At 47.4% G+C, this 14,410-nt stretch carries 8 protein-coding genes and 7 pseudogenes; all 15 read right to left on the minus strand.

The features are described from left to right. Positions 1 to 79 precede the first annotated feature (79 nt). Positions 80 to 772 (minus strand): type III secretion system effector cysteine methyltransferase NleE, encoded by a 693-nt coding sequence (nleE, locus tag K7R23_RS21015; protein ID WP_012905390.1) that lies wholly within the window; start codon positions 770 to 772, stop codon positions 80 to 82. A 42-nt stretch (positions 773 to 814) separates the two neighbouring features. Further along, entirely contained in the window at positions 815 to 1,804 is a 990-nt protein-coding gene (locus K7R23_RS21020; protein ID WP_012905389.1) for a type III secretion system effector arginine glycosyltransferase NleB, read from the minus strand. 255 nt (positions 1,805 to 2,059) lie between these two features. Then, positions 2,060 to 2,551 (minus strand): annotated as a pseudogene (locus K7R23_RS21025) (transposase); the annotation flags it as partial. 234 nt (positions 2,552 to 2,785) lie between these two features. Then, a pseudogene (tnpA, locus tag K7R23_RS21030) lies at positions 2,786 to 3,142 on the minus strand (IS200/IS605 family transposase); the annotation flags it as partial. Then, positions 3,136 to 3,630: pseudogene (locus K7R23_RS21035) on the minus strand (transposase domain-containing protein); the annotation flags it as partial. The pseudogenes tnpA (K7R23_RS21030) and K7R23_RS21035, both read right to left, overlap by 7 nt. Before the next feature lie 109 nt (positions 3,631 to 3,739). After that, positions 3,740 to 4,227: pseudogene (gene tnpA / locus K7R23_RS21040) on the minus strand (IS200/IS605 family transposase). A gap of 289 nt (positions 4,228 to 4,516) precedes the next feature. Further along, a complete protein-coding gene (locus tag K7R23_RS21045) occupies positions 4,517 to 6,163 on the minus strand; it encodes a ShET2/EspL2 family type III secretion system effector toxin (RefSeq protein WP_012905388.1) in 1,647 nt (548 codons plus the stop codon). Positions 6,164 to 6,274: 111 nt separating this feature from the next. Next, positions 6,275 to 6,687: pseudogene (locus K7R23_RS21050) on the minus strand (integrase core domain-containing protein); the annotation flags it as partial. Between the two features lie 109 nt (positions 6,688 to 6,796). Continuing rightward, positions 6,797 to 7,027, minus strand: a pseudogene (locus tag K7R23_RS21055) (DNA helicase UvrD); the annotation flags it as partial. Positions 7,028 to 7,035: 8 nt separating this feature from the next. Next, positions 7,036 to 7,245, minus strand: a pseudogene (locus tag K7R23_RS21060) (integrase arm-type DNA-binding domain-containing protein); the annotation flags it as partial. A 448-nt stretch (positions 7,246 to 7,693) separates the two neighbouring features. Further along, positions 7,694 to 8,482: a phosphate starvation-inducible protein PhoH gene (gene phoH / locus K7R23_RS21065; protein WP_024132595.1), complete on the minus strand. Its 789-nt coding sequence runs from the start codon at positions 8,480 to 8,482 to the stop codon at positions 7,694 to 7,696. Between the two features lie 505 nt (positions 8,483 to 8,987). Beyond that, positions 8,988 to 10,259 (minus strand): iron uptake transporter deferrochelatase/peroxidase subunit, encoded by a 1,272-nt coding sequence (efeB, locus tag K7R23_RS21070; RefSeq protein WP_012905387.1) that lies wholly within the window; start codon positions 10,257 to 10,259, stop codon positions 8,988 to 8,990. Positions 10,260 to 10,264: 5 nt separating this feature from the next. Next, a complete protein-coding gene (gene efeO, locus K7R23_RS21075; RefSeq protein ID WP_012905386.1) occupies positions 10,265 to 11,392 on the minus strand; it encodes an iron uptake system protein EfeO in 1,128 nt (375 codons plus the stop codon). A 56-nt stretch (positions 11,393 to 11,448) separates the two neighbouring features. Continuing rightward, complete coding sequence (gene efeU / locus K7R23_RS21080; protein ID WP_024132593.1) at positions 11,449 to 12,282, minus strand: iron uptake transporter permease EfeU; 834 nt, start codon at positions 12,280 to 12,282, stop codon at positions 11,449 to 11,451. A 241-nt stretch (positions 12,283 to 12,523) separates the two neighbouring features. Next, a complete protein-coding gene (putP, locus tag K7R23_RS21085; RefSeq protein WP_012905384.1) occupies positions 12,524 to 14,032 on the minus strand; it encodes a sodium/proline symporter PutP in 1,509 nt (502 codons plus the stop codon). Between the last annotated feature and the right edge of the window lie 378 nt (positions 14,033 to 14,410).

Here is a 14,410-nt window from a genome sequence, read left to right on the forward strand (position 1 = left end):
TTTCAACTGACGGACATTATTTTGCTTATTGGTATTCATTCAAAGAATGAAGTAGAATTAATTCCAGGCAATTCCCCCTCTAAGTGGCTGACCTTCTCGCCTCAATTTGAGCAAGTTTATTATTCATATTTTTCATATAACTATCTATTTCCTCCAACACATAGCCAAAGATCTCTCCCATTTCACGAGCAATAATCATTTCAGATTTCACAGCCTTTAACTCTGGAGATTCATAATTTAATTCCTGCATGATGTCTCTTTTTATATTATATAATTCTATAAATCGATTTGCTCGTTGTTCTCCCAGAGGGCTGTCATTTCTGTACACAATCACTATATACAAAAAATCATTGTTTTCTTTAGGGAAGATCTTGCAACAAATATCCGGAAGCTCACACAATGCATGTAAGTCAGGATGATATAAGCTATCTACAGAAAACTGTCCCATTGGGCGTTTTCCGGATATAACTGTTAGCCAGCTGCCTTCCGGTGTACTAGCTTCGTTTCTGGAAATAGGTTTAAACTCTTCCGGACATACAGAATACATTGCTTGCATATAAGCAAGTCGCCTGGCTTTCTCGTTAATAAATCCTTCCTGTTTTAGTTCAGCTACTCCTCTAGTTACGCCAGATATATACTTCTTATCATATACATTGGGTGGTTCATTAAAGTAGTTATGTTCAATTTCCGGGTAAATATTTTTCACCACATATTCAGCATGCTTAGTATTTATAGAAAGTAAGTTCTGAGTATTTGTGATGGGATTAATCATCTACATCTCCATAACGATATTTTTCAACTGCAAACGGAAAACTTACCATGAACTGTTGGTATACATACTGGTGTTCGGTATAATATTTTTATGCTTAAACTCAATAAAATTACAAAAAACATTATAATCCTGTAATGATGAATAGTTAAAATGCCGCTTGAGTCCCTTTCCAACACCATCATAATATGGATGCGCATCAACTTTACTCTTCATAATATCAAGGCCAGCAAGTAATGCTGGATGATTACTACGATTGACAACTATTGCACCATTTTCAAGACTTTTTCTATTATCATTACAATCCACATACACAGCGATACCATCAGGAGCATACAGGACACCTAATTTATCAGTAATAATCATATCTGCATCAAGATATATACATCCCCCACATGGAGATATGTTATGGCATCCAGTTTTACCCGTCTCTGTAAACAACCCCCCCCCCTTCAATACCGCCAAGTTTCTAAAAAAATCAAACCAAGTATGACCTCTTTTTTCTGCATATGATTCAATCAAAGAGTCCTTTCCGTATGGAATATTTTTTAACTCTTCTCTTAACAATCCCAACAGATAATTATCTCTCTCACTCGCTGGATATGATTCTTGTTCATGAATATTTTCAAGATAAATATCAGACAGTTTTTTATCATACATACTGAAATCAACATTTTCCCGATATATTATCTTTATATTTTGATGTTCATCTTCAAGACTGAGAAATTCTTTTCTTTGCTCATAAGTAAAGTCTCCGTCTACCAGTACTCCTATTACGCGCTCATTTTCTATTTTTGCAGCATTTATAATATTGCTCAAATACGGATGCTCTTTGGTATTCAATATCGGTACTTCACCTTTTCCGTATCGCTCTGGCCTTGCTTCAAACCACTGAAAAAGAATGGGTGTTTTTTCATCAATGGGTTCCATAGAATAATCTTTTCCAGCAAAGGAAACAGTCTGGAGAGGAGCACTATCTGATAAAGCGGTCTCTCCTCTGAAATTAAATTGAAGAACATTTAATGGAGATAACATAAGATTCCCCTTAGACTAATCATGTTAATATCATACTCTCATTTAGACGGAGTACTACGTCTGATTAATTGTTTTTCTACCATAGATTCAGAACATTGCTGACCTTAACAAAAAATTCTGATTAACAATGACATCCTTTTTTCCCTTATTCTATTATATAGAATCGTGATCCTGAATGCTGGTTGGATTTTAACAATCAGCAGAGCAACGTTGTCAATAAGAAAAGTTGTCCATTAGTAACATCTACTTGTGATGGCGGGGGCGTTTTGTTATGAACACAGCTTCCAGAGCACCCCGCATATGTTCCAGTCGTTTCGGGATGGTCCCCAGTGACGCCGTATTTCCCAGCACTATCATTTCTGTTGCGATAAACTGAAACGCGAACTTAAAGCTGATTTCTGACGCCGCTTTTTTGTGTTTCTCAGCCGCTTTTGTTGCCTCACGCCGTATCAGGTTGTAAGCCAGCAACATACCCCACACCTTCTGTTCCAGCAGCTCAACCTTACGACTTCTCAGCTCCAGGGCATTGTTCAGCAGGCTGCTTTTCAGGTTTCTGAACCCGACTTCGATTTCCCATCGTGAATGGTAAAGTTCCGCCACCTCTTTTGCTTTGTAGAGGTCTGCCGGGAGTGATGTCAGCACCGTTTTCTCCACACCATTCACCTCATAAGTCACAGCCCGGGCGTACCAGAACTCTGGCAGTGAAGGATTCTTTTTCCTCGCTTGCGGCGATAAACGACGGCAGCGAGCGGTCGCATGTGCAAAAAGCGTCAGGCAATGCTGTCGGAAAGGTGCTCTGCAAACTGTTGTGCAGAGGGTGGTGGCATAAGCGGATGGTCACTGAAATTGAGCAGGTCATTGAGAAGTGGCATAATAAATATCCTCAGGCATAGCCGGAGGTTTTTCAAATGCGCCTGTAAGGCTCTCTTACCAGCCGCGCCCTAACAGGCGCATGCGATCTGACATTTGCATCTAACTTCCTTACTTACGGCCCGTAAACGGGCTACCAGGATATGGGATCGATAACTGCTCTCCCATTTTATCTTCTTCAAGCTGGTACTTTATGTATTCCTGTATCTTCTCCGTGTTCTTGCCTACGGTATCTATATAGTAGCCTCGGCAGCAGAACTCTCTTTTTCTGTATTTGAACTTCAGATCTCCAAACTGCTCGTACAGCATCAGGCTACTCTTTCCCTTCAGATATCCCATAAAACCCGACACACTCATTTTCGGCGGGATCTCCACAAGCGTGTGGATATGATCTACGCAACATTCCACTTCCACAATACGGACGTTTTCCCATTCACATAGTTTTCTCAAGATCACGCCTATGCGCTTTGCCGCTCAGTGGATGTGTTGGCAGAGCCATAATGTTCACGCAGCTCAGGTTCATCAGGTGTCCTGAACTGTGCGCCATCGATGGCAAAAAGTTGCAGGCCATGCCAGTCATCTTTCTGGTAACGCTCAGTTCCCCATGTCTGCGCGGTCTGGCGGAAAAGCCATTCCACCGGTGCGGCACCCACGCGCTGACACGCCTGGGTGACAGCGCTGCGGGCCAGCAGGTTCATCCCCGCTTCACCATCCGCGCTCAGGTTCAGACGACGAACCACATCGGTAATCGACTCATTGCGGAAGAAGGCCATAGCCACGACCATCCAGATAACCATGTCGCCCGGTAAACGACAGCGGCGAACGGTCGCGTGTGCAGAAAGCGTCAGGCAGTGTTGTATCCATTCGACGGGAAGATGCTGAGCAAACAGTTGTGCAGAAGGGGGCGGCATCAGCGGATGATCGCTGAAATCGAGCAGGTCATTGAGAAGTGGCATAATAAATATCCTCCGGCATAGCCGGAGGTTTTTCTGATGCGCCTGTAAGGCTCTCTTACCAGCCGCGCCCTAACAGGCGCATACGATCTGACATTTGCATCAAGATTCGTTACTTACGGCCCGTAAACGGGCTACCCGGATATGGGATCGATAACTGCTCTCCCATTTTATCCTCTTCAAGCTGGTGCTTTATGTAATCCAGTATTTTCGCCGTATTTTTACCCACTGTATCGACGTAGTACCCTCTGCACCAGAACTCCCTGTTCCTGTATTTAAATTTCAAATCCCCAAACTGCACGTAAAGCATCAGACTACTTTTTCCTTTCAGATATCCCATAAAGCCGGATACGCTCATTTTGGGCGGGATTTCAACAAGCATATGGATATGATCTGCGCAGCATTCAGCTTCCAGAATCCGTACGTTTTTCCACTCACACAGCTTTCTCAAAATACTGCCTGTTGCTCTACGCTTCTCGCCATAGAACGCCTGTCTTCAGTATTTCGGCGCAAAAAATTGTGATATTTACAGTTCCATCGGATGTGCGCTAAGCTCTTTTCGTCCCCCCTGGAACCCCTTTTTGATTTCTTGTTTGACACTTGCAGTTGCCAGACCGCAAGGTGTTTTAACAAATCAAAAGGGGTTTTAATAACTGGCCCAAAGCTGAAAGCTTTACTGAACCCCCAGCCTGGCTGGGGGTTTTCAATGCACAAGAAAACGACTCCCTAGGGGTTAGGGATAACAATAAATATCAATACGGTTCTGGCGAGCAGCTTACGTTGCAGAAACCAGTCTACCGTAGCAAATGCTGCATGGCCAGGGGCATCCCCGACCTGTCAGCATATCTACTAAGTCGAATTTAACAACCTAGAGGATTGTGCCCTTCCTTTAATTGTTATATTCATTAGAGTAATACCCATAAACATCAAGGAGGTGTCTGCTGCTAAACTCGCTTAAGTGTTCTGTTAGCCTTTCTGGATATATATCAAATTCTTTTAAAAGATCTATATATTCCTTTACAGCCTTATTTAACTTATATTCACCACCGATAATTACATTTACGTTATCTCTTTCACAATTAATTGCTAATGCTAGAATGCTTGACATCCTACATGGACTTGTATCAAGTTTTTTAAATAACTTACCGTATAATTGAACAACTTGAGCATGCCCATGAGTGATCGCTAATGATAAACCAGTAAAATCATAATATTTTGCAGTCAATAATTCTTCGATAACATCCTTTGGAATATCTAACAAAATTAGTGAATCAAAAAAAACCTGAATCGTATTGATGTCTCCACTTTGATATGCAAGAAGTAATCCCGGTACCCCGTCATAATTTCTTGCCTCAAGTATCCTGATTATATCACTTTTTGTCAGATTACTATTTTTAAGTACATCACAATAAGCTTGTATTGCGTCAGAGTGACTATTTTTAAATGCGGCAAACAATCCTGGGGTATATTTATTAGGAGCATGAGGCTCACATTTAAATGCTGAAAACAAATACTCTAAATCCCTATTTTTATCAATAACATCCAGAACTAATTTACCATAATTTTTAATAGCTTGTGCATGTCCATTTTGAAGAGCCTGATATAAACCAGGTATCGCTCTATCTAAAGTTCTGGCAGATAATATGTGTGTTAGTTTTTCTTTATTAATATTGGATTTTTTTATTAAGATTCCATACTCATCAATTGCATTTTCATTTCCATTTTGTAGAGCCAGAAGTAATCCGGGATCACCATTAACGTTTTTCGCTTCACACAACGTTTCCATCTGTGATTTGGTAAGCTCTACAAATCGTGTATCGTTATATACATTTTTGATTACCTCGCTTAGTCCTGCTCCCATAGCAAAATTAACCACAACACTCTGGAGAGGATTATCGGGTAATTTTTTTATAGACACATTATTATTTTCAATTGATGTTGTTCTATCCACAAAAAGTGACAGTATTTCTTCTTTTAGGCCATAACATTTCAGACACGGTTCACTAAGAAAATCATAAGCAGTCAACTTTCTTGCATCTATAATATTTTTAGCACAAAAAAATACGCGTTGATGAGTCGCAGTCTGGTTGGGATCATAGAAATTAATAACAAACTTATCCTCTTTATCTTTTTTTATCTTCATCCCCAAGGCCATTTGATGTCCGGGAGAATGAATTCCCAATGACAAACAAGCTTTGTTTTCTTTCTCCATTTGAAGGAAAATGTTATAGATAACTCTCCCCCATGATTCATTCTCTACAAAATACACATCGCCATTGATATTATTTGTTCCGGTATTTTCGTTAATGACAATAGATTTACTTAATAATTGAGCGGAGGAAAATGTTTTATAATCTATCTTACCTGAATTACTGCAAAAAAAATCACTCCAATATGACGCTATATGCCGGCACCATATAATCTTCCCATTATTATCACTAATCTGCCCATTTAAATTAATACTGGCATCTCTCTTTTTTGATAAATAAGGTTGATTGTTTTTTGAAAAGTATTCAGTATTATTTACTACTGGCATATATTCATCTCCTTTCTATAAAAATCTCCCCTGAAAAGGAGAGATTATGTCCTATAAGATGTCCTTGACCCACTATATCCAAACATCCGTTGTATCTTAAGTTAATGTTACTCACTGACGCCGATATTCCCTCGGTGAGAGATAACATTGAGCACTATGCGGATGGTTTTCATTATTATGTTAGATCGCTACTGCAAGGTTATGCAATGCCGTTCTTACATTCGGTTTGGGCACGAACGAGATGTAGTCTTCCTTCATCATTTTCACGAACCTTTATGCCATACTGTTACTTTGGAACTACTGACTGTTTTGTGCACAACTCTCTGGCGAACTGCTGTGTTTCATGAGCCGTATAGGCCGAACTGTTATCACTCAACCACAGGATAGCCCGTTCCGTCCCTTTTGCAAAAGTGTTTTTCTATAACACCTAACATGACATCCTGCACCGTAGCTTTGCCATAACCTCCCGTGCTTGCAGCCTCGTCTATGGTTTCACGATCGCAACAGTCCAGTGCGAACGTAACATCAGAAAAATACTATCAGGCAACTGCTCAACAAAGAATAAATGGTAGTATCCGATATTGCCAGTACACCTCAATATGCGATATTTCTGATTCTATTTCTCCCTGTTTTTTATGCGAGGATATTTTCAGAATGGTTAACTGACAATAATTTTTTATAAAGAACCGGAATCACTTCAGACTCATCCGCTGCACTAGAGTGAACGAAAGAAGCATTGATAACTGCAACATACGGAAACTCCAGTCCCTTGTTGCTCTGGTACGTCAGTAAATACACCATATCCTTGCGTCGCGAGTATTTCTTTTTGCCTTCGTTGTCAAAGCTGGTGGCAAAAGGTATCCCGCATTAATACGTGCAGCTTCTGCAATACTGACCTCAGGGTAAGTTCCCAACCCAGCATTACGCCTTTTTTGTGTCACCGGACTTACATAACGAAAAACCCATTTACCCCGCCCCTTTACTGAAGAAGGATGAAGGGTCAGTCCTGTAATTCTCCCATGGAGCAATGGTTTGTCATCGGGTTTGATATGCCTTGCTTTCGTATCCATCAAAACTGCCATACGCTATTTCCTGTTATTCTGGTATGCCATTAGTCCCACGCTTCACTAAGAATACATTAGATAATATCGGACAGCAAAAATCGTAATATACTGTTTATAATGAAATTATATGACACACCAGGATTAAGTCAGTTCATTTCAGGCGGTCCCCCTCATCGCCATATTCGAGAAAAAGCTCGTACGAAAGTACGAGCTTTTTTTTCATCCCAAAGACAGGGGGGGATGAGAAGCCCCGACCGGGGTTCGACAACTGGCGTAGCCAGTTGGACAGACCGCGAACGCAGTGAGTGGGCTGCCCGCAGGGCGAGCGCAGCGAGTCAATCCCCCCCGGACGCAGCAATACCCTACCCGTAAGTATCGCCGGATGGCGGCGCAAGCGCCTTATCCGGCCTACGGCTCTTCAAAAAACAAAGCCCGGTTACCCGGGCTCTGAACGCCATACATCTTTTCAACTGTACGCATTAAGCGTGCGCTGGCAGAGCGCCGAGCGAACGCAATCGTCTTTGCCGAAGCGAACAATCCCCACCATCTCGTCTTCGCTAAAGCGGGCCAGCGCATCGCTTAACCCTGACTGAACGTGAGACGGTAAATCACACTGGGTGATATCCCCGTTGACGATAACCGTGACGTTCTCCCCGAGGCGAGTTAAAAACATCTTCATCTGCGCGGCAGTGACGTTCTGAGCCTCGTCAAGAATGACCACTGCATTTTCAAATGTACGTCCGCGCATATAGGCGAACGGCGCGATTTCCACCTTACCGATTTCAGGGCGCAGGCAATATTGCATAAAAGAAGCTCCCAGCCGTTTAACCAGCACGTCATACACGGGCCGGAAATAGGGAGCAAACTTCTCCGCTACGTCTCCAGGCAAGAAGCCAAGATCTTCATCGGCCTGCAGAACGGGACGGGTGACGATGATCCTGTCTACATCCTTATGTATCAGGGCCTCTGCCGCTTTTGCCGCACTGATCCAGGTTTTCCCGCACCCGGCTTCGCCCGTGGCGAAAATCAGTTGTTTACTCTCGATAGCATTCAGGTAGTGCGACTGAGCCTCATTACGCGCCACGATCGGCGTGGTATCGCGGCTGTCGCGCGCCATGCCGATGGCTTCTACACCGCTCATCTGCACAAGCGAGGTGACCGACTCTTCTTCACGCTGCTTATGACTGCGCGAATCGCGTCTCAGCACACGTTTTGCTTCACGACGAGCTTTGATCACTGCTTTTTGTCTTCCCATGGATAGCACCTTGAGTTGTTGGTATTCATCACACGCGCCGTTGGCAGCGCGATTATGCGCACAAACATCCGAGGGTTGGCTTCCTTGTAAGCCATAGCTTGCCTTTCGAAAAGACGCCGCACACGGCTACGCGCACCGCATATGACGTCGGTAATACATTGAAAATAAAGAGAGGACAGAAAATGAATAGTGACGAGATGACGACCGGAGGAGAAACTTCCGCGCAGAGTACAGCTTTGATGTTGTAAAGCATGTCCAGTACAGGACCTGACCATCCGCGATCTCCATAGTGAAGGCACTTCACCGCCGGGAACTACCGCTATTATCTATAAGTACATCACAAACCATCAATATTGCAACAATACGTTCACATTAATTCAACCGCACTGGCGTTTATCACTGGCGGCATTCTCTTACATCAGGATGACAAAATTATTACCAGAACCGGAAGAGATAAAAATTTGTCGCAACCAAAAGAAAACCCCATCTGCGATGGGGTTTTATCTCACGCCTCCAGCAGAGACTGCCCGAGGTAATGGTTCGCATCTTTTACGCCGGGTAACGCAAAGAAATAGCCGCCGCCAATCGGTTTGACATACTCCTCAAGCGCTTCACCGTTCAGCCGCTTCTGTACCGTCAGAAAACCTTTTTCCAGATCGTGCTGATAACAGACGAACAGCAGCCCCATATCGAGCTGGCCGGAACCGGTCACGCCAAGCGAATAGCTATATCCCCGGCGCATCATCAGGCTGGACTGCGTTTGCGGGGTGCGCGGATTGGCGAGACGGATGTGGCTGTCCAGCGCAATCACGTTGCCGTCAGGGTCGCTGGCGTAATCCGGCTCGTCGTGCTCATGCTGCATACCCAGCGGCGCGCCGGTCTGCTTATCGCGTCCGAAAATGGTTTGTTGTTCTTTAAGCGGCGTCCGGTCCCAGAACTCAACGCGAAACTGAATCACCCGCACCGCCTGATAGCTTCCGCCTGTCGTCCAGGCCGGTTCGTCCTGCTCCGGCGTCACCCAAACGACCGCCTGCATCAGCTTTTCGTTACGGCTGTCGGGATTCGCCGTGCCGTCTTTAAAGCCGAGCAAATTAACGGGCGTCTCCTTACCCTTGCTGCGCGCCGCGTGATCGGAAATAAATCCTTCCCGCTTCCAGCGTACGCTCAGCAGGTCCGGCGTATGCTTGATGATATCGCGCAGGGCATGAATCACCGTATCCTGAGTATTGGCGCAAATTTGTAACAGCAGGTCGCCATGACAAAGCGCCGCATCCAGCGAGTCATTTGGAAAGCGGGTCATTTTTTGTAGCGCCTTTGGCCGCTGCGCCTGCAAACCGAAACGCTCATCAAATAATGAATGACCAACCGACAGGGTCATGGTCAGGTTATCCGGCGCGATGTAGGCCCCGAGGATACCGGAGTCCATCGGCGGCAGGCGCGGATTCGGCGTTTCCGGCGCCGGTCCACCTGCCGTCAGAAAGGCCATGCGCGTCGTCAGCAAACGGAATAAGCGTTCAAGATCGGCCCTGTCGCTTGCCAGAACGTCAAAAGCCACCAGCATCATTGACGCCTGTTGCGGCGTCAGGATCCCGGCCTGATGCGCACCATAAAAAGGCTGCGTTTCACCACGCGCGTCGGGAGACAGGGTGCCCGGCGCGCTTTGCGGGGTGCGCGCATGGGCAACCGGACAGCTGCCAGCCAGCGCCAGCGCGCCAATCCCTTTCAGTAAACGTCGGCGTGACGGTTCGCTCACGCCGTGTTGATCATCGTACTGCATAGCGCTTAATCCAGTCCCAGCACGCCGCGTAGCTGCGCCAGATCTTCCGCCAGCGCGGTAATCGGGCCTTTCAGCGCATTACGGTCAGCATCAGTCAGCTTATCGTAGGTTTCAAAGCCGTCCTGAGTACGGTATTTGGCGAGGATAACATCCACTTTTTTAAAGTTGGCATCGACCTTCACCAGCAGCTCCGCATTCGCTTTCTGCAACTGCGGGCGCAGCAGATTGACAATTTTCTGCGCGCCGTCAACGTTGGCCTGAAAATCCCACAAATCGGTATGGCTGTAGCGATCTTCTTCGCCGCTGATTTTGCTGGCGGCGACTTCTTCGATCAGCCCGGCGGCTCCGCCCACCACTTTTGACGGCGGGAAGGCCAGCTCGCTAATGCGTTTTTGCAAATCCTGTACGTCTGCGTACAGCTGGTCAGCATACTTTTCCATCCCTTCGACGCTGTTATCGCCGAAAAGCGCCTTCTCCAGGCGGTGGAAGCCGGTAAATTTCGGATCGGCGGCTTTTTGTTCGTAGTCATCTTCGCGGGCATCAATACTGCCGTCGAGATCGGAGAACAGCTCGGCAATCGGCTCAATGCGCTCATAGTGCTGGCGCGTCGGCGCGTAGAGGGATTTCGCTTTTTCGATATCACCCGCCTTCACCGCGTCGGTAAAGGCTTTGGTCCCGGCAACCAGCTGCGCGGTTTCGGCAGTGACATACTTTTTGTAGTCGGTAATGGCGCTACCCAGACTCAGTAACGCGTCGCTCTTGTCGGCATCCGCTGTCGATGAACCTTTCACAATCAGCTTCCCTTTCAGGTTGGACAGCAGGCCGCAGGTCATCTCATATTCGCCAGGCTGCAGGCTGGCGGTCATTTTCTGGCTGAAGCCGGGGGCGATATTTTCTCGCTCCTCAACCACCATCACCCCTTTAAGTATTTCCCACTCCAGCGCTTTCTGGCTGTGGTTCTGAATAATAAATTGCGTCTTACCGGCGTTCACCGTGAGGGTCATCGGTTCGCACTGTTTATCGGTTACCGTAACGTTAACCTTTGGTATATCGGCGGCGTGAGCCGTCAATGCGGAAGCAAACAGCGCAGCCATGCCAGGCAGCAGCGCACTACGGCGGAAGTTATTCGTCATGACCATCCCTTTCAGTAAGTATGTTGTAACTAATTAAAAGACTTTATCGCACGGCGTTATGGCGCGGCGCGCGATGCCGTTGTGCCTGCACGCGGCGGCATAGCAAATAGCACCAGCGCCGGAATGAAATAGATAAACCAGACGGCCACCTCGCTGACGCTCGGCGCTTCCTGGTAGCCAAAAATCCCTTCCATCAGGGTACCCGCCAGCGAATGGGTGGAAAGCACGCCGCTCATATCGAAGGCGATCTGCTGGAAATGATTCCACAAGCCCGCTTCATGGAAGGCGCGGATCGCCCCCGCCGCCAGACCCGCGGCGACCAGCAGAATGAACAGGCTGGTCCACTTAAAGAAGGCGCCGAGATTCAGGCGGACACCGCCCCAGTAGAGTAAGAAACCGAGCGCCACGGCGACTGCCAGCCCCAGCACGGCGCCGATCGGCGGCCAGATGCCCACATCCTGTTGAAATGCCGCCAACAGGAAAAAGACCGACTCCAGCCCTTCGCGGGCAACGGCGAAAAATACCATCAGGATGAGCGCCCAGCCGTGATGATTTCCGCGCTGCAGCGCGTTGTCCACCGCCTGTTCGAGCTGCACTCTGACGTTGCGCGACACCTTGCGCATCCAGAAAACCATCCAGGTAAGGATGACCACCGCAATGACCGCGACGATACCTTCAAACAGCTCCTGTTCTTTTTGCGGAAACTCGCCGGTGGTTTCATTAATGAAAACGCCCAGCGCCAGGCAAAGCGCGGCGGCGAGAAAGACGCCAATCCACATCACGCCAATCCAGCGTTCTCGTTGGGTACGCTTCAGATAGCTGGCAATCAGGCTGACGATCAGCGCGGCCTCCAGCCCTTCACGCAGCATAATCAGAAATGGAACAAACATGCCGGACACCCTTAAACGTTATTCTCAGTCAACTGATGCAAAGAAAAGTAAATTACATTGATAGTGATTATCATTACGCAAGCAAAAAACTCAAGCGGAATGTACTCAGAATGATGTCCGAATGTAAACACTTAGCGTGATAAGGGTTGATAATGTGCTAATGAAGCGAGGCCAATAATCAGGCCCGCGCAAGGCGGGCCTGAAAGGAAAGCGTGCGGAAGTCGGCGCGCAAAGGGACGGATTAGTTTTCCTGCAAACGCGATGGCGGCGCGGAATGGTAATGCGTATCCGCCTCGGCGAAGCGTTGCATCATGGCAGCTGACGGCGCCTTACCCAGCAGGCTGAAAATAACGATCCCGATACTGCCAAAAATAAAGCCCGGAATGATTTCATACAGATCCAGCCAGCCGAACTGTTTCCAGATGATGACGGTTGCCGCGCCGATAACCATTCCCGCCAGCGCGCCGTTGCGGGTCATGCGCGACCACATGACGGAGAACAGCACCACCGGGCCAAAGGCGGCACCGAAACCGGCCCACGCGTAGCTCACCAGTCCCAGTACGCGGTTATCCGGGTTCGCAGCCAGCGCAATAGCCACCAGCGCGACCACCAGCACCATAATACGCCCTACCCACACCAGCTCCTGCTGGCTGGCGCCTTTGCGCAGAAACGCCTTATACAGATCTTCGGTAATCGCGCTGGAGCAAACCAGCAGCTGGCAGCTCAGCGTTGACATCACCGCCGCCAGAATGGCGGAGAGCAGAATACCGGCAATCCACGGGTTAAACAGGATTTGCGCAAGTTCAATGAACACGCGCTCGGCGTTCTGATTCACCGCGCCAGCCTGCGCCGGATTATTATTAAAGTAAGCGATGCCGAAGAAGCCGACCGCCACCGCGCCTGCAAGGCAGAGGATCATCCAGGCCATACTGATACGACGCGCGTGAACGATGCTGTGATGAGAATCCGCCGCCATAAAGCGCGCCAGAATATGCGGCTGGCCGAAGTAGCCCAATCCCCACCCCATCAGGGAGATGATAGCGACGAAATTCAGCCCTTTGAGCATATCGACGTTTTCAATACTTTTTTGCTTAATCACTTCCAGCGAGTCGCCAAAGCCGCCCACGCTGATAATCACTATCACCGGCGTCAGGATCAGCGCGAAAATCATCAGGCTGGCCTGCACGGTATCGGTCCAGCTTACCGCCAGAAAGCCGCCGATAAAGGTATAAAGAATGGTCGCCGCCGCGCCTGCCCACAGGGCGGTTTCGTAGCTCATGCCGAAGGTGCTTTCAAACAGACGCGCGCCAGCCACAATCCCGGAAGCGCAGTAGATGGTAAAGAACAGCAGGATCACCAGCGCGGAGATAATACGCAGGATTCGGCTTTTGTCTTCGAAACGGCCGGTAAAATAGTCCGGCAGCGTCAGGGCGTTATTATTGTGTTCAGTATGAACGCGCAGGCGACCGGCGACCAGCTTCCAGTTGATCCACGCGCCCAGCGTCAGGCCAATGGCGATCCAGCTTTCTGAAATACCGGACAGGAAAATCGCCCCGGGCAACCCCATTAGCAACCAGCCGCTCATATCCGATGCGCCTGCGGATAATGCCGTGACGAAGGGGCCAAGGCTGCGGCCACCTAAAATATAATCATCAAAGTTTTTGGTTGAACGCCAGGCGATAAAACCAATCAGTATCATGCCAAAAATATAAATACAGAATGTCACCAGCATCGGTGTGCTAATTGCCATAAATTCTCCAGTCTTTTCTGTTTTATTGCCCTGCCGGAACGTAGCAAAGCGTTGTAATTGCCAGGCGACCGTATCCTGCCGGAAGCGCGGGGTATTCACAATCGATTTAACACATCATTTACATCAAATTTTATCACTGAGGAATACTATTTTCTTACAGGTTGCACTCTCTCACATTTTTTGCGGTTGCACCTTTTAAAAATGTTAACTATCGCAGAGAAAAAGAGAACGCCATTGTTTACCCCCTCGCCTGTTTATTTTCTTTTATTAACAATTCATTCATTTTTAAGCTTGTTATGCAGGTCACATTTAACGTGGTTGCACAAAGTTGCAACATGATAGATATTTCTCGGTAACTTTCAGCAGGACATTACCGAA

The sequence above is a fragment of the Citrobacter rodentium NBRC 105723 = DSM 16636 genome, assembly GCF_021278985.1.
Classification (GTDB): domain Bacteria; phylum Pseudomonadota; class Gammaproteobacteria; order Enterobacterales; family Enterobacteriaceae; genus Citrobacter_A; species Citrobacter_A rodentium.

Excerpts from the sequence above, each read along its gene's own strand:
- nleE (WP_012905390.1), bottom strand. The coding sequence starts at position 772 with ATGATTAATCCCATCACAAATACTCAGAACTTACTTTCTATAAATACT.
- K7R23_RS21020 (WP_012905389.1), bottom strand. The coding sequence starts at position 1,804 with ATGTTATCTCCATTAAATGTTCTTCAATTTAATTTCAGAGGAGAGACC.
- K7R23_RS21045 (WP_012905388.1), bottom strand. The coding sequence starts at position 6,163 with ATGCCAGTAGTAAATAATACTGAATACTTTTCAAAAAACAATCAACCT.
- phoH (WP_024132595.1), bottom strand. The coding sequence starts at position 8,482 with ATGGGAAGACAAAAAGCAGTGATCAAAGCTCGTCGTGAAGCAAAACGT.
- efeB (WP_012905387.1), bottom strand. The coding sequence starts at position 10,259 with ATGCAGTACGATGATCAACACGGCGTGAGCGAACCGTCACGCCGACGT.
- efeO (WP_012905386.1), bottom strand. The coding sequence starts at position 11,392 with ATGACGAATAACTTCCGCCGTAGTGCGCTGCTGCCTGGCATGGCTGCG.
- efeU (WP_024132593.1), bottom strand. The coding sequence starts at position 12,282 with ATGTTTGTTCCATTTCTGATTATGCTGCGTGAAGGGCTGGAGGCCGCG.
- putP (WP_012905384.1), bottom strand. The coding sequence starts at position 14,032 with ATGGCAATTAGCACACCGATGCTGGTGACATTCTGTATTTATATTTTT.